The sequence below is a fragment of the Mycobacterium sp. TKK-01-0059 genome (assembly GCF_000709305.1).
GTDB classification, from domain to species: Bacteria; Actinomycetota; Actinomycetes; order Mycobacteriales; family Mycobacteriaceae; genus Mycobacterium; species Mycobacterium intracellulare.
In genome coordinates, this window is record NZ_KL446993.1 from 196,296 (window position 1) to 211,115 (window position 14,820).

Below are 14,820 nucleotides of genomic sequence, written 5' to 3' on the forward strand. Positions count from 1 at the left end.
ATGACCGAAATTGCCGAAGCCACGGTGCTGTTGCGGCCCGAAGAAACCCGGGTGCGGCGACGCGTCATGGTGACCGGCGTGGTTCAAGGGGTCGGCTTCCGCCCGTTCGTGCACCGGATCGCGACCGAACTGGGTCTGGCCGGGTTCGTCGGCAACGACTCGGGTGCGGTCTTTCTCGAGGTGCAGGGCCGGCCGGACCGGGTGGCGGAGTTCGCGCACCGGCTGCGGGCGCAGGCGCCGCCCCTGGCGCTGATCACCGGCGTCCACGTCGCCGACGTCGCGGTCGACCCCGCCTGCTCGCCCGAATTTCGCATCGTGCCAAGCCGATTGGCCCCTGGAGCGACCACGCCGATCCCGCCCGACATCGCCGTGTGCGACGACTGCCTCGCCGAACTGTTCGACCCGCACGACCGGCGATACCGGCACCCGTTCGTGACCTGTACCAACTGCGGGCCGCGGTTCACCATCATCGAGCGATTGCCGTACGACCGGCCGGCCACCACCATGTCGGCGTTCGTCATGTGTGCGCGCTGCGCCGCCGAATACCACGATCCGGCGGATCGCCGCTTTCACGCGCAACCGATCGCCTGCCCGGACTGCGGGCCGACGCTGTGGTTCACCTCGCCGGCCGGCCGGGTGAGCGGCTGCGATGCGGCACTAAGCGCCACCCAGGCCGCGCTGGCCTCCGGCGCGGTGGTGGCCGTCAAGGGCATCGGCGGCTACCACCTGGCCTGCGCCGTCGACGACCCAACCGCGGTCACCGCGCTGCGGGCACGGAAAGCGCGCGGCGCCAAGCCCTTTGCCATGCTCGTCCGCGACCTCGACGTGGCGCGCCGCTATGCCTACGTCGACGACACCGAGGCCGCGGTGCTGGCAAGCCCGGCCCGCCCGATCGTGCTGCTGCGGCGGCGCCCTCGCGCGGCGGTGGCCGACGGCGTCGCACCCGGCAGCCCGCTGCTGGGCCTGATGCTGCCCTACTCCCCCATGCATCACCTGCTGCTGGCGGCGGTGCCGGGCGGTCCCGAACCGGTGCCCGACGCGCTGGTGCTGACCAGCGCCAACCGCTCCGACGAGCCCATCTGCTTCACCGAGGACGATGCGGCGCAACGCCTTCCCGGGCTGTGCGACGCGGTCCTAGACCACGACCGGCCCATCCACGTGCCGTGTGACGACTCGGTGGTGCGCGTCGTCCACGACGAGCAGGGCGCCCACGAGCTGCCCGTCCGCCGGTCCCGGGGCTATGCGCCGCTGCCGGTCGACCTGCGACTCGATGGACCCACCGTGCTGGCCGTGGGCGGCGAACTGAAGAACACCTGCTGCCTCACCGACGGCGCCCGGGCGTACCTGTCCGGCCACATCGGCGACATGGCCACCTGGGAGACGCTGCGCGCGTTCGAGCGCGCGGTGTCCCAGCTCAGCGAAATCCGCGGCCGGCCCGTGCGGTTGGCCGCCGACCTACACCCCGGCTATCACACCCGCAGCTGGGCCGAGCGCCACACGGACGAGCGCCCGCTGGACCTGGTGCAGCACCACCACGCCCACGTCGTCTCGTTGCTGGCCGAACACGGTCGCCTCGGCGAACCCATCATCGGGGTCTCCTTCGACGGCACCGGTTACGGCTGCGACGAAACGATCTGGGGCGGTGAGATTCTGGCCCTCGAGACGAGCAGCCACCGTTTCGTGCGCGCCGGACACCTGCTGGCGGTGCCGCTGCCCGGCGGCGACGCCGCCGTACGCAACCCGTGGCGGATGGCGCTGTCCCAGCTGTGGATGGCCGACATCGACTGGACCCCCGACCTGGCGCCGGTGGCCGCAGCGAGCGCCGACGAACTAGGGCTCATCCGTTCGCAATTGGAGACCGGGACGGGCTGCGTGCCGTGTTCGAGCATGGGCCGCCTGTTCGACGCGGTCGCCTCCCTACTCGGCGTGCGACACCGCATCGACTACGAGGGGCAAGCCGCGATCGAACTCGAGGCGCTGGCCGAGTCGGTCGGCGTGGAGTCCGCGCGGCCGTCACTGCCGCTGGCGGTGCGCCGCGACGGCGTTATCGATCCCGCCCCGATGGTGCAGACCATGGTCGCGGCGCTGTACGCCGGGACACCACCGGCGACGCTGGCGGCGGCGTTTCACCGGGCCGTCGCCGACGCCGTCACCGAGGTGGTCACCCAGGTGGCGGCCCGCACCCGACTGGTGGGCCTCACCGGCGGGGTTTTCCAGAACGTGCTGTTGTTGCGGGCTTGTCGTACGAGGCTGCAGCGCAACGGGTTTGAAGTTCTCACCCATCACGTCGTGCCGCCGAACGACGGCGGGCTGGCGCTGGGCCAGGCCGCGGTCTCGGTGCTGATCGCCCAGGAGGAGGAGTCGACGCGATGATCACCACCGCCATCGACCGCGGCCTGAGTGCCGAACTGGCCGAAGACCTCGCCGCCACCGCCCTGACACTGGCCAAACGATTCGCCGCCGGCGCCACCATGTGGTCCATCGCGCCGTCGTGGGAACCGCACGCGCTGCACATCGCGGTGGAATTCGTGCATCCGGTGATCATGGGCAAGCGGGCCCTGCCGGCGGTCGCGCTGACCGGGCCCGATCTGGTGGACCTCGTCCGGGTCTCGGTGCGGCCCGGCGACATCGTGGTCGCGATCTCGGATGCGGACAACGCGCAGGTGCGCTCGGCGATGCGCCGCGGACCGGCCTGGGGCGCCACCACGATCTGGATCGGCAGCGGTGATCGGCCAGCGGCCGCGATGGCCGATCACGTGCTCTGGCTGGATGATCCCGACCCGCGTATCCCGGCCACCGGCGGCTTTGTGCTGTTCTACCACCTGCTCTGGGAGCTGACCCACGTGTGCTTCGAGCATTCCGGGCTGCTCAAACCCCAGGGATGCGAGGACGACGAGGCGTGCGTGACGTGCAGCGACGAGGGCCGGCTGGGCGAGGTGGTGAGCGCTTCGATCGGCGATCAGGCGCGAGTGCGCACCGCCCGCGGGATCGAGGACGTGATCACCACACTCGTCGACCCGGTCAAGCCCGGCGAGCTGGTGCTGGTGCATGCCGGTATGGCGATCAGCCGCGTCTGTGACGAAGATGCCGGCGCAGCCGGGATCGGAGGAGCAGCGCCACCGGGATCCCTCGATGACGAAGAGCAGGAAGGCGTTTCATGAGCCCCACCGACGAACCCACCAACTTCCTGTACCCGTTCATCGACGCCGAGGAAGACGACCCGTCCGCCCTGCTCGCCGACCTGGCCGCGTCCGCCCACGCCAAAGCGTCGGAAAGCCTGGCGTTGCGGCGGTCCACGCTCGAGGCCAACGCCGACCTGCTGGCGGTGGCCGCCGCCGAGCTCGCCCGCCGATTCGCCGCCGGCGCAAGGATGTTCACCTTCGGCAACGGCGGCAGCTGCACCGACTGCACGACGCTGGCGAGGTTGTTCGCCCGGCCACCGCTGGGCAAGCCGCTGCCGGCGTGGTCGTTGACCGCCGACCAGGCGATCCTGACCGCGCTGGGCAACGACGTCGGGTTCGAGCTGGTATTCGCCCGGCAGCTGATCGCCCGCGCCAAGGACGGCGACATCGCGCTCGCGATGTCAACCAGCGGCGGTTCGCCCAACCTGCTGACCGCCCTGGCCGAGGCGCACAAGCGCGGCCTGTACACCATCGGCTTCGCCGGCTACGACGGCGGCGCCTTCGTGGACAACCCGAACGTGGACGCCTGCTTCGTCGTTCGTTCGCAGAGCGTCCACCGGATTCAGGAGTCGCAGGCGTTGGTCGGCTACCAGTTGTGGCTGGCCGTGCACGAAAACCTCGGCAGCGATCAGGGTTTGGGGGCGGCGTGATGAACAACCCGGCAAGTGACTACCTGTCGTCGGGGCCGCGGTTCGGCGAAGGCGACGTGATCGAGCGGATCGAGTCGTTCCGCCGGCGCCGCCCCCGGCTGCTCGACGATCACGTGACCCTGGCGCATGGTGCCGGCGGCAAGGCATCGGCAGCGCTGGTGGACGCCGTGTTCGTGGAGGCGTTCCGCAACCCGCTGCTCGAATCGCTGGGCGACGGCGCCGTCCTGGCGTTGCCCGGCGGTGAGCGGCTGGCGATGTCCACGGATTCCTTTGTGGTGCAGCCCCGCCGGTTTCCCGGCGGTTCCCTCGGTGCCCTCGCCATCCACGGCACCTGTAACGACCTGGCGGTGGCCGGCGCCGTGCCGTCCTGGATCTCCGCGGCCTTCGTGCTCGAAGAGGGCTTCGGGATCGCCGAGTTGAAGGAGATCGTTGCCGACATGGCCGCGGCGGCCGCGGCCGCCGGTGTGCAGGTGGTCACCGGCGACACCAAGGTGGTGCCCCGGGGCGCGGCCGACGGGCTGTTCATCACCACCGCCGGAACCGGCGTCATCCCCGCGGGCCGCGCACTGTCGGCGCAGTCGGTGCACCCCGGGGACAAGGTGCTGCTGTCGGGGTCGATGGGCGATCACGGCATGGCGGTGATGCTGGCCAGGGGGGATCTGGCCATCGAGGCCGACATCGCCTCCGACACCGCGTCCGTCAGCCCATTGGTGGAGCTGTTGATGGCGGCCGCCCCGTCCACCCGCTGGATGCGCGATGCGACACGCGGTGGGGTGGGCACGGTGTGCAACGAGCTGGCCCAGGCCTGCGGCCTGGGGGTGCTGCTCGAAGAGGAGCGACTCCCAGTGGCGCCCATGGTCAATGGGGCCTGTGAGTTGCTCGGCATCGATCCGCTGTACGTCGCCAACGAGGGCAAGTTCGTCGCCGTCGTCGCGCCGCAGGAGGCCCAGGCCGGGTTGGACGCGTTGCGTTCGCACCCGTTGGGCGCCGATGCGGCCGAGGTCGGGGAAATCGTCACCGAACCCGCCGAAAGCGTGGTGCTGCGTACGGGATTCGGCGGCACCCGGATCGTCGACATGCTCGTCGGGGATCCGTTGCCGCGAATCTGTTAGGAGGTAACCAGATGTGTCTTGGAATTCCGGGCCGGATCGTCGAGATCACGGACCCCGCCACTTGTTTGGCGAAGGTGGACGTCAGTGGTGTGCAGCGGACCATCAGCGTCCGGCTGCTGGAAAACGACCTGCCCGCGCCGGACGACTGGGTGCTGGTGCACGTCGGGTTCGCGATGGCCAAGATCGACGAAACCGAGGCGTTGCTGACCCTGGCCGCCATCAAGAAACTCGGCGACACCTACACGACCGAAATGCAGGCCTTCGATTCGTCGGCCATCGTTTGACGAGGAGCGGCAATGAAATTCGTTGATGAATTCCGCGACCCGGCCGCGGCGCGCAAGCTGCTGGTGGCCATCGAGCATCTGGCCGGGACCGACGGTGAGGAGTTCAAGTTCATGGAGGTGTGCGGCGGTCACACTCACACCATTTATCGGCACGGCATCGAACACCTGCTGCCCGACAACGTCGAACTGGTGCACGGCCCGGGCTGCCCCGTCTGCGTGATCCCGATGGGACGCATCGACGACGCGATGTGGCTGGCCGGCCGGCCCGACGTGATCTTCACGTGCTTCGGCGACATGATGCGGGTGCCCGGCTCGCACGGCAGCCTGCTGGACGCCAAGGCCCGCGGGGCCGACGTGCGGTTCGTCTACTCGCCGCTGGACGCGTGCAAGATCGCCGTCGACAACCCCGACAAGCAGGTGGTGTTCTTCGCCATCGGTTTCGAGACCACCGCACCCTCGACCGCGGTGACGCTGATGAGGGCCCGCGAGCTGGGGCTGCCCAACTTCAGCGTGTTCTGCAACCACGTCACGATCGTGCCCCCGATCAGGGCCATCCTGGAGTCACCGGACCTGCGGCTGTCCGGCTTCATCGGCCCCGGGCACGTGTCCACCGTGGTCGGCAACCGGCCCTACCGGTTCGTGCCCGAGGTGTATCGAAAGCCGTTGGTGGTGGCCGGTTTCGAGCCGCTGGACATCTTGGCCTCGGTCGCGATGCTGCTGCGTCAGATTCGCGAGGGTCGCTGCGAGGTGGAAAACCAGTACAAACGCGTGGTGCCCGAGCGCGGCAACCCCGCGGCCCTGGCCCTGATGGGCAAGGTCTTCGCGCTGCGGCCGCACTTCGAATGGCGCGGGCTCGGCTTCATCTCGCAGAGCGCGCTGCGGCTGCACGACGACTTCGCCGAATTCGACGCCGAACTGCGGTTCGCGATGCCCGGCGTGCGGGTCGCCGACCCGAAGGCCTGCCAATGCGGCGAGGTGCTCAAGGGTGTGCTCAAACCGTGGGAATGCAAGGTTTTCGGCACCGCGTGCACCCCCGAGACCCCGATCGGGACGTGCATGGTCTCGCCCGAAGGGGCGTGCGCGGCCTACTACAACTTCGGCCGCATGCACCGCGACGCGGTCAAGCTGGTCGGGCGCACGTGACCGATGCCCGCGGTGCCGAGATGTTCGCGCGCTACGCCTACGCGCCCAACGCGCTCGGTTACTGCGGCCCGCCGCTGGGAGCCACCCTGCGGGACGGGTCGGTCGCCGAGGTGCGCAGGGCGGCGACAAGGTTCTCCGGGGCCTGGCCCTATCTGCGGGTGCTGTCGGAGCTGACCGGCATCGCCGACCCGCTGGATTACCGCTTGGTCGAATCGTATTGGCTCGGTGGCGGTATCGCCGCCGATCTCGAGCCGCAGCGATTCTTCGATGCGCTGCTCGCGATCATCGGCCCGCACGCGGGCCACTACTGGTCGCACCTCACCGCGGATCTGGCGTGCGAGGCCGCCGGCAACCACTGCTTCCACGTGTTCGGGGTATATCCGTGGACGCGCTTCCTGGGGCGGGGCATCGACGAACAACCGCTGAGCGTGCTGGACAACTGCCGAATCACTTCCGGCACAGTGCTTTCCCGCGACGCAGACCGCGTCGAGGTGCTGTGCCGAAGCCTGACCTGGGACGGTCGGGCCCTCGCGCTGTCGAAACCGTCGCCCCGCGTGGTCGACGTATGGGTTGACGGGTACAGCGCGGTGCCCGACGTGACCGCCGGCGATGTGGTGGCGATGCACTGGGGCCGGTTGTGCGGCCGGCTCTCGCCGGCGCAGCTGTGCGCGCTGACCGACAGCACCGCCCGGCAGCTGCTGGTGACCGGCCACCGACTGGCGCACGTCTGACTTCGCCACCAGACTGGCCCGGTGCCCGGTTCCCTGCGTGACGTGCTGCCCGCCGCGGCCGCCCTGCTCGGCGTTCCGGGCGCGGTCGACACCCTGGCGGTGACGGAGCGGGCCGGCTCCGATCGGATCGACCGGGTGCTCGTCGTGCTGGTGGACGGGCTGGGCTGGCACCTGCTTCCGCAGCTGGCGGGCGGCGCGCCGCTGCTGGCCTCCGTGCTGGGGGGCGCCACCGGCCGGCTGACCCGGCTGGAGTGCACCTTCCCGTCGACCACGCCGACCAGCCTGGTGTCCCTGGGCACCGGTGCGGCGCCCGGCGAGCACGGGGTTCTGGGCTTCACCCTGCGGGTGCCGGGCACCGAGACCGTGCTCAACCACGTCCGGTGGCGCGACGATCCCTCGCCGGCCGTCTGGCAGCCGGTGCCGACCTGGTTTCAGCGGCTCAAAGAGGCCGGCGTCAGCGCCCGCGCGGTGCTGCCGGCGCTGTTCCTCGGCAGTGGGCTGACCGAGGCCGCGTACCGCGGCGCGGAATTCCGCCCGGCCGGCCCCGCCGACGACTACGCCCAGCTGGTGGTCGACGACCTGCGCTCGGCGCCCGGACTGGTCTACGGCTACACCGCCGAACTCGACACCGCGGCCCATGTCTTCGGCGTCGGCTCCGAGCAGTGGCACGCGGCCGCGGCGAGCGTCGACACGCTGCTTTCGCGCCTGCTCGAGGCGCTGCCGCCGAACGCGGCGCTGCTGGTGACCGCCGACCACGGCGGCCTCAACGTCCCGCCGGAGGCCCGCATCGACCTCGACGCCGACGCCCGGCTGGCCCGGGGCGTCCGGGTGGTCGCCGGCGAGCCCCGGGTCCGCTACCTGCACACCGAGCCGGGCGCCGCGCCCGACGTGCGGGCCGCGTGGGCCGAGGTGCTCGGCGGCCGGGCGACCGTGTACAGCCGCGAGCAGGCGGTGGGCACCGGGATGTTCGGGCCGGTCGCCGCGCCGCACCTGGAGCGGCTGGGCGACGTGGTGGTGGTCTGCTCGGGCGACACGGCGGTGCTGGCCAGCGCGCACGAGCCGCCGGAAGCCTCGCGCCTGATCGGTTTCCACGGCGGAGCCAGCCCGGCCGAGATGGCGATCCCGCTCATCGTTTTCCGCCCCTAGCTGCACCGACCGTGGATTCGGACCGACTTCACAGCTCGTTCCGACCGGTTTACCACGATTCGCGTTGTACATTCGGCGCACTGTGTTGTTCCGGGTTGGCGGTCAGACTCGGCGGTGGCGGCCCGCCACCGCGATCGTCGCAGCCCTGGGTGTGTTCATCGCCCTGATAGCCGGTTCGTCGCTGCGGCCTCAGTTCGCCGCGTCCAGCCTGCCCGAGCCTGCCGCCTGGTCCGGCCCGGCCGCCGGGGTCGGCGCGCATGCGCTCCCCCGGGGCCTCCACTCCGCCGTCGGCCGCCCGGCGCCGGCCGCGTGGGAGTCGCCGGCACCGGCGGACAACACCAACAAGAAGCCGTTCCACAGCATGTGGATGACGAAGGAACGGCCCCAAACCTGGAACCGTTCGTCAGCGCAAGTGGCCCTGTCACCGGCGCCGACGACGTTCGGCCCGGTGCGGGCGGCGCCCGACCACGCCCAATCCCGTTCTCCCGCAATCATTGCCACCGACCGAGATACGTTGACCCGGCTCTGCATCGCCCGCGTCTGATCGCCGCACGCCGCGCATTCGCGCGACAGGGCTCATATCTCCCGTGTCTATCTCGTGAAGGACGCCCCCAATGTTTTCGAGCATCAACCACACCGCCCGCCCCCGGCGGAGGCTGTAATGGATTTCGCGACGCTGCCCCCGGAGATCAACTCCGCGCTGATGTATTCGGGTCCCGGTGCGGGATCGATGGTCGCGGCCGCCGCGGCGTGGGACAAGCTTGCCGCGCGGCTCTGCACCGCGGCGGCCGACTACCGGGCGGTGACCGCGAAGCTGGCGGCGCAATGGGAGGGCCCGGCGCCCTCGGCGCTGCGCGAGGCCGCCCGCTACGTCGACTGGCTGGACGCCAACGCCGCACGGAGCCAGGAGGCGGCCGTGCAGCTGGGCGCGGCGGCCGGGGCGCACGAGGCGGCGTTCGCGGCGACGGTGCCCCCACCGGCGATCGCGGGCAACCGCGCGCGCCGCACGGCACTGGTGTCGGCGAACTGGCTGGGCCAGCACAGCGCGGCAATCGCGGACGTCGACACCGACTACGACGCCATGTGGGCGCGCAACGCCGGCGCCATGTACGCCTACGCCGACGCCGCCGCCGGCGCGGCGACGTTGGCCCCGTTCACCCCTCCGCCTTCCGACGCCGGTGCGCGCGCAGACAGCTGGCTGTTGAAGGCGGCGCCCGACGTCATATCGGCCGGCCGCCGCGTGATGTCGGCCATTCCCGGCGCGCTCGAGCACCTGTCGTCGGCATCGCGGACCACGTTCGAGGCGTCCCTTTCCTCGGTGACACCGTCGCTGTCGAAGCTGAATTCGCTGACCGCGCCGTCGGATTTCGCGATCGGCCACCTGAATTCGATGAACAAGGCGGCGGCGCTGCGCACACTGTTCCCCAGGCCGGCCGCCGTCGACGGGGTGAACGCGCGCGTGGGCCGCGGGGTGTCGCTGGGCGCGCTGTCGGTGCCGCGCAGCTGGACGACGGCCGCGTCCGCCGCGCAGGGCCTGGGCGGGGACCGGCGGGCGAAGGCGCCCGCGTGGTCAGGGCCGGTGGGTACCGCCGTTAGAGCGGAGTCACGTAGGCCGAGCTGATGCCGCCGTCGACCAGGAACGTCGACGCCGTGATGAACGACGCGTCGTCGCTCGCCAAAAACGCGACGGCCGCGGCGATTTCGCCGGGGTCGGCGAAGCGTCCCACCGGCACGTGCACCAGCCGGCGCGCGGCCCGTTCGGGGTCCTTGGCGAAAAGCTCTTGCAGCAGTGGGGTGTTGACCGGCCCGGGGCACAGCGCGTTCACCCGGATGCCCTGCCGGGCGAACTGCACCCCCAGCTCCCGCGACATGGCCAGCACCCCACCCTTGGACGCGGTGTAGGAGATCTGCGACGTCGCCGACCCCAGGACGGCGACGAACGACGCGGTGTTGATGATCGAGCCGCGCCGCGCGGGAACCATGTGCCGCAACGCCGCCCGGCAGCACAGGTACACCGACTTCAGGTTGACGTCCTGGACGCGTTGCCAGGCGGGCAGCTCGGTGTTCTCGATGACATCGTCGTCGGGGGGTGAGATGCCGGCGTTGTTGAACGCGATGTCGACGCGGCCGTAGGCCTGCGCCGCGGTATCGAACAGCGCGTTGACCGCGTCCTCGTCGGCGACGTCGGTGGGCACGAACAGGCCGGACAGCTCGTCGGCCGCGGCCGCGCCCGCGTCGTGGTCGACGTCGGCGACCACGATGGTGGCGCCCTCGGCGCGCATCCGCCGCGCCGAGGCCAGCCCGATGCCACCGCCGGCGCCCGTGACGACGGCGACCCGGCCCGCCAACCGTTGGGTGAGATCGACCGCCACCGCCTAATCCTCTCCGATCGCGATGAAAACGTTCTTGGTCTCGGTGAAGTGCAGCGGCGCGTCCGGGCCCAGCTCGCGGCCCAGGCCCGACTGCTTGAAACCCCCGAACGGGGTGTTGTACCGCACCGACGAGTGCGAATTCACCGACAGGTTCCCGGCTTCCACCGCGCGGGACACCCGCAGGGCGCGGGACAGGTCGTTCGTCCAGATCGATCCGGACAGGCCGTAGGCGGTGTCGTTGGCCAGCGTGACGGCGTCCTGCTCGTCGTCGAAGGCCAGCACCGTGACCACCGGCCCGAAGATCTCCTCGGTGACGGTGCGATCGGTGCGCTGCGGTGTGAGAACCGTTGGCGGGAACCAGAATCCGCGCCCGCTCGGCGCGGTGCCGCGAAACGCGACCGGGGCGCCGTCGGGCACGTAGGATGCCACCCTGGCGCGGTGCGCGGCCGACACCAGCGGGCCCATTTCGGTGCCCCGGGACGCGGGGTCCCCGACGACGACACCTTTGACGGCGGGTTCGAGCAGCTCCATGAAGCGGTCGTAGACGCTGCGCTGCACCAGGATCCGGCTGCGGGCGCAGCAGTCCTGCCCGGCGTTGTCGAACACCCCGGCCGGCGCGGTCGCGGCCGCCCGCTCCAGATCGCAGTCGGCGAACACGATGTTCGCGCTCTTGCCGCCCAGCTCCAGGGTCACCCGCTTGACGCGGGCCGCCGCCCCGGCCAGCACCCTTTTGCCGACCTCGGTGGAGCCGGTGAACACGATCTTGGCGATGTCGGGGTGCGTGACGAACCGCTCCCCCACCACCGGGCCCGGCCCCGGCAGCACCTGGAGCAGGTCTGGGTCCAGGCCGGCGTCGGCCGCCAGCTCACCGAGGCGGATCGTGGTCAGCGGCGTCGCCTCGGCGGGCTTGACCAGCACGGCGTTACCCGCCGCCAGCGCCGGCGCGAACCCCCAGCAGGCGATGGGCATCGGGAAGTTCCACGGGGCGATCACACCGACCACGCCCAGCGGTTCGTTGAACGTGACGTCCAGCCCGCCGGACACCGGAATTTGCTTGCCGGACAACCGTTCCGGGCCGGCGGAGTAGTAGGTCAGCACGTCGCCGACGTGCCCGGCCTCCCACTCGGCCGACCCGATGGGATGACCCGAGTTCGCGACCTCGAGGTCCGCGAGCTCGTCGAGATGGGCGTCGACGGCGGCGGCGAAAGCCCGTAGGCCGGAGGCTCGTTCGGCCGGGGACAGCCGCGCCCACCGCCGCTGCGCCACCCGCGCGCGGCGCACCGCGTCGTCGACGGCCGCCGCGTCGGCGTGCTCGACCGAGCGCAGCACCTCCTCGGTCGCCGGGTTGATCAGCTGCGTCGCGCCCACGTCAGCGCCCCGCATACGCCCGGGCCGCGTCCACGATCGCGGCGAACAACCGCAGATCCTCCAGGGACTGCTCCGGATGCCATTGCACGCCAAGCACAAACCGGTCCCCGGGGAGCTCCAGCGCCTCGACGACGCCGTCGGGATCGGTCGCGCTGACCACCAGCCCGTCCCCGACCCGGTCGATGGCCTGGTGGTGATAGCACGGCGCGTCGACGGTCTCCCCCACCAGCGCGGCCGCCCGGGTGCCGGCGACGGTGCGCACCGGCACCCGGGTGAACACCCCGTCGCCGGCGCGGTGCCCGCAGTGCCCGAGCACGTCGGGCAGGTGCTGGTGCAGCGTGCCGCCGAGCGCGACGTTGAGCACCTGTGCCCCGCGGCAGATCCCGAGCACCGGCAGCCCCCGGTCCAGTGCGGCGCGCAACAGCGCGAACTCCCAGGCGTCGCGGTCGGTGCGGGGTTCGTCGGTCGTGGGATGCGGTTGCTGGCCGTAGCTGGCGGGGTCGAGGTCGTAACCGCCGGTGATCACCAGCGCGTGCACGCCGTCGAGCACCGCGCCGACGACCTCGGCGTCCGCCGGTTGCGGGGGCAGCAGCACGGCGATCCCGCCGGCCTGGATGACGCCCTCGAAGTAGTCGGTCGGCAGGTATCCGGCGGGGATGTCCCAGATCCCGGTCTGCACCCGCTCGAGGTACGTGGTCAGGCCCACGACCGGGCGCACGGACTTGCGTGGCGATCGCAAGCGCGGCGCAGCCGGGCGCAGCGCGTCGCCACCATCCAGCTCAGAGCCGTTCAAAACCACGCATCCTCTCCCAGTCGGTGACCGCCGCGTTGAACGCCGCCAGTTCCACGCGGGCGTTGTTCAGGTAGTGGGCGACCACGTCGTCGCCGAACACCTCGCGCGCGAGCGCCGAGCGCTCGAAGGCCGAGGCCGCCTCGGCCAGGGTGGCGGGCAGCCGCTCGACGCCGGGGGCGTGATAGGCGTTCCCCGCGTAGGACTCCGGTGGCTCGAGGCCCCGTTCGACACCGTACAGCCCGCCGGCGACGATCGCCGCCACCGCCAGATACGGGTTGACGTCGCCGCCGGGGACCCGGCACTCGACCCGGATGCTGGGCCCGTGGCCGACCACCCGCAGCGCGCAGGTGCGGTTGTCCAGCCCCCACGCCAGCGCGGTGGGCGCGAAGCTGCCGTCGGCGAATCGCTTGTAGGAGTTGATGTTCGGCGCATAGAACACGGTGAACTCGCGCAGGGTGGCCAGCAGCCCCGCCACAAAGCTGCGAAACGTCGACGACATGCCGTGCGGACGGGCGGGGTCGGCGAACACCGCGCCGCCCTGCGGGTCGCGCAGCGAGAGGTGTATGTGGCAGCTGTTGCCTTCTCGCTCATCGTATTTCGCCATGAACGTCAGGCTCTTGCCGTGCTGATCGGCGATCTCCTTGGCCCCGTTCTTGTAGATGACGTGGTTGTCGCAGGTGACCAGCGCCTCGGCGTAACGGAAACCGATCTCCTGCTGTCCCCTGTTGCATTCGCCTTTGACGGCCTCGAATTGCAGGCCCGCGCCGGTCATTCCGTTGCGGATGTCGCGCAGCAGCGGCTCCATGCGCGACGACGCCGCGATCGCGTAGTCGATGTTGTAGTCGCTGGCCGGGGTCAGGCCGCGGTATCCGCCGGCCCACGCCTGGCGATAGGTCTCGTCGAACACCATGAATTCCAGCTCGGTCGCGGCGTCGGCGCTCCACCCGCGCCGGGCCAGCCGATCGAGCTGGCGGCGCAGGATGGCCCGCGGTGACACGGCGACCGGGCTGCCGTCGGCCCAGCCCACATCGGCGATCACCAGGGCCGTGCCGGGCAGCCAGGGAATGCGCCGCAGGGTGGACAGATCGGGCCTCAGCACGGTGTCGCCGTATCCGGTGTCCCAGCTCGACATCGCGTAGCCATCGACGGTGTTCATGTCGACGTCGACCGCCAGCAGATAGTCGCAGCACTCGGCGCCCCGGGTGGCCACCTCGTCGACGAACAGTTGCGCGGCCACCCGCTTGCCGACCAGGCGTCCCTGCATGTCGGCGAACGCCACGATGACCGTGTCCACCGCGCCGGCGGCCACCAGCTGCCGCAGGGCACTCAGCGAGAGCATCGGGTCGGTCACGGCGTCATCGTCGGAGGCCATGACCGTTAGTCAACCAGGCGCTACCAGGTGCTGGTGCGCAAAATGATCTCGGCGGCCAGTTGCGCCGTCGACTCCTGCACGGTGCGCCGTCCCAGATGCACCACCCGGTAGTCGGCGTAGACGTACTGCTGGCTGGCCTGGGCCACCGACCGGGCGGCCGGCGAGCTGACCAACACGGTGGTGCCGATCTCCACCGGTGGGCAGTGCCCGTCGCGGATGGCGCCGTCGCGATCGCCGGCGCGCGGATGCCCGCGGTCGATCACCACCAGCCCGACGAACCGGCCCAGCCGGGTCGCCGTCAGTTCCCACGCGAGGTCGCCACCGGCGCGGTCGCCCATGACGACGGCCCAACCGATTCCCAGGGCGTCGAGAATGCCGATCACCGACTTGGGGGTCAGCCGCGGGTCGAAGCCGATCACGACCGTCCGCAGCGATGCGGTGTGCAGGCGCTCGCAGACCGCGTCATACGCGGCGGGGGCGCGTTCCTCGTCGCCCAATATGACGACGACGACGCCCGTCTCCGGTCCGGCCACAACGACCGGGACCGGGAACCCCTCCAGGGTGGTCATCATCGAGGACACCCAAGCACGCTACAGCCAAACGGCATGCGCGCGCGATGATTCTGCGGCATGTGATACAGGGACACAGTTTCCACCGGCACTCGATG

The 14,820-nt window shown here is 71.0% G+C and carries 15 protein-coding genes; 10 read left to right on the top strand and 5 right to left on the bottom strand.

All coding sequences use genetic code 11. From position 1 onward, the window contains the following. From hypF to K883_RS01100, 10 genes are all read left to right on the top strand, one after another. Nucleotides 1-2,373, top strand: a complete 2,373-nt coding sequence (gene hypF, locus K883_RS01055) for a carbamoyltransferase HypF (RefSeq protein WP_020823203.1) — start codon at nucleotides 1-3, stop codon at nucleotides 2,371-2,373. Further along, nucleotides 2,370-3,161, top strand: coding sequence for a HypC/HybG/HupF family hydrogenase formation chaperone (locus K883_RS01060; RefSeq protein WP_020823204.1), 792 nt, complete (start codon nucleotides 2,370-2,372; stop codon nucleotides 3,159-3,161). Before hypF ends, K883_RS01060 begins: the two co-directional genes overlap by 4 nt. Next, complete coding sequence (locus tag K883_RS01065; protein WP_020823205.1) at nucleotides 3,158-3,832, top strand: D-sedoheptulose-7-phosphate isomerase; 675 nt, start codon at nucleotides 3,158-3,160, stop codon at nucleotides 3,830-3,832. Before K883_RS01060 ends, K883_RS01065 begins: the two co-directional genes overlap by 4 nt. Next, nucleotides 3,832-4,944 carry a hydrogenase expression/formation protein HypE gene (gene hypE / locus K883_RS01070; protein ID WP_081656347.1) on the top strand — a complete coding sequence of 371 codons (1,113 nt, stop codon included), beginning with the start codon at nucleotides 3,832-3,834 and terminating at the stop codon, nucleotides 4,942-4,944. The genes K883_RS01065 and hypE overlap by 1 nt, the downstream gene beginning before the upstream one ends. 11 nt (nucleotides 4,945-4,955) lie before the next feature. Continuing rightward, complete coding sequence (locus K883_RS01075) at nucleotides 4,956-5,228, top strand: HypC/HybG/HupF family hydrogenase formation chaperone (protein WP_014942621.1); 273 nt, start codon at nucleotides 4,956-4,958, stop codon at nucleotides 5,226-5,228. 12 nt (nucleotides 5,229-5,240) lie between these two features. Then, nucleotides 5,241-6,371, top strand: a complete 1,131-nt coding sequence (gene hypD / locus K883_RS01080) for a hydrogenase formation protein HypD (RefSeq protein ID WP_020823207.1) — start codon at nucleotides 5,241-5,243, stop codon at nucleotides 6,369-6,371. Further along, nucleotides 6,368-7,102 (top strand): DUF6390 family protein, encoded by a 735-nt coding sequence (locus K883_RS01085; protein ID WP_020823208.1) that lies wholly within the window; start codon nucleotides 6,368-6,370, stop codon nucleotides 7,100-7,102. The genes hypD and K883_RS01085 overlap by 4 nt, the downstream gene beginning before the upstream one ends. A gap of 21 nt (nucleotides 7,103-7,123) precedes the next feature. Next, entirely contained in the window at nucleotides 7,124-8,248 is a 1,125-nt protein-coding gene (locus K883_RS01090) for an alkaline phosphatase family protein (protein ID WP_014380669.1), read from the top strand. Between the two features lie 82 nt (nucleotides 8,249-8,330). Further along, on the top strand, nucleotides 8,331-8,792 hold the full coding sequence (locus K883_RS01095; protein ID WP_014380670.1) for a hypothetical protein: 462 nt from the start codon (nucleotides 8,331-8,333) through the stop codon (nucleotides 8,790-8,792). Nucleotides 8,793-8,909: 117 nt separating this feature from the next. Continuing rightward, the gene (locus K883_RS01100; protein ID WP_036453407.1) at nucleotides 8,910-9,869 is read left to right on the top strand and encodes a PPE family protein; all 960 of its coding nucleotides are present in this window, start codon (nucleotides 8,910-8,912) and stop codon (nucleotides 9,867-9,869) included. Here K883_RS01100 and K883_RS01105 read toward each other — a convergent pair. The 5 genes from K883_RS01105 to K883_RS01125 all read right to left on the bottom strand — a co-directional run bounded on the left by K883_RS01105 (nucleotide 9,841) and on the right by K883_RS01125 (nucleotide 14,725). Continuing rightward, on the bottom strand, nucleotides 9,841-10,620 hold the full coding sequence (locus K883_RS01105; RefSeq protein WP_014380672.1) for a 3-oxoacyl-ACP reductase: 780 nt from the start codon (nucleotides 10,618-10,620) through the stop codon (nucleotides 9,841-9,843). The genes K883_RS01100 and K883_RS01105 overlap by 29 nt on opposite strands. Nucleotides 10,621-10,623: 3 nt before the next feature. Then, nucleotides 10,624-11,988 (bottom strand): aldehyde dehydrogenase family protein, encoded by a 1,365-nt coding sequence (locus K883_RS01110; RefSeq protein ID WP_014712064.1) that lies wholly within the window; start codon nucleotides 11,986-11,988, stop codon nucleotides 10,624-10,626. Between the two features lies 1 nt (nucleotide 11,989). Then, nucleotides 11,990-12,694: a gamma-glutamyl-gamma-aminobutyrate hydrolase family protein gene (locus K883_RS01115; RefSeq protein WP_014380674.1), complete on the bottom strand. Its 705-nt coding sequence runs from the start codon at nucleotides 12,692-12,694 to the stop codon at nucleotides 11,990-11,992. Between the two features lie 73 nt (nucleotides 12,695-12,767). Then, a complete protein-coding gene (locus K883_RS01120) occupies nucleotides 12,768-14,153 on the bottom strand; it encodes a glutamine synthetase family protein (protein WP_036453410.1) in 1,386 nt (461 codons plus the stop codon). Between the two features lie 20 nt (nucleotides 14,154-14,173). Continuing rightward, entirely contained in the window at nucleotides 14,174-14,725 is a 552-nt protein-coding gene (locus K883_RS01125) for an alpha/beta hydrolase (RefSeq protein WP_008258770.1), read from the bottom strand. Between the last annotated feature and the right edge of the window lie 95 nt (nucleotides 14,726-14,820).

Bases quoted from the DNA above. Each gene is read 5' to 3' on its own strand.
- K883_RS01065 (WP_020823205.1), top strand. From the start codon at position 3,158: ATGAGCCCCACCGACGAACCCACCAACTTCCTGTACCCGTTCATCGAC.
- K883_RS01100 (WP_036453407.1), top strand. From the start codon at position 8,910: ATGGATTTCGCGACGCTGCCCCCGGAGATCAACTCCGCGCTGATGTAT.
- K883_RS01075 (WP_014942621.1), top strand. From the start codon at position 4,956: ATGTGTCTTGGAATTCCGGGCCGGATCGTCGAGATCACGGACCCCGCC.
- K883_RS01060 (WP_020823204.1), top strand. From the start codon at position 2,370: ATGATCACCACCGCCATCGACCGCGGCCTGAGTGCCGAACTGGCCGAA.
- hypD (WP_020823207.1), top strand. From the start codon at position 5,241: ATGAAATTCGTTGATGAATTCCGCGACCCGGCCGCGGCGCGCAAGCTG.
- K883_RS01125 (WP_008258770.1), bottom strand. From the start codon at position 14,725: ATGATGACCACCCTGGAGGGGTTCCCGGTCCCGGTCGTTGTGGCCGGA.
- K883_RS01120 (WP_036453410.1), bottom strand. From the start codon at position 14,153: ATGGCCTCCGACGATGACGCCGTGACCGACCCGATGCTCTCGCTGAGT.
- hypF (WP_020823203.1), top strand. From the start codon at position 1: ATGACCGAAATTGCCGAAGCCACGGTGCTGTTGCGGCCCGAAGAAACC.
- hypE (WP_081656347.1), top strand. From the start codon at position 3,832: ATGAACAACCCGGCAAGTGACTACCTGTCGTCGGGGCCGCGGTTCGGC.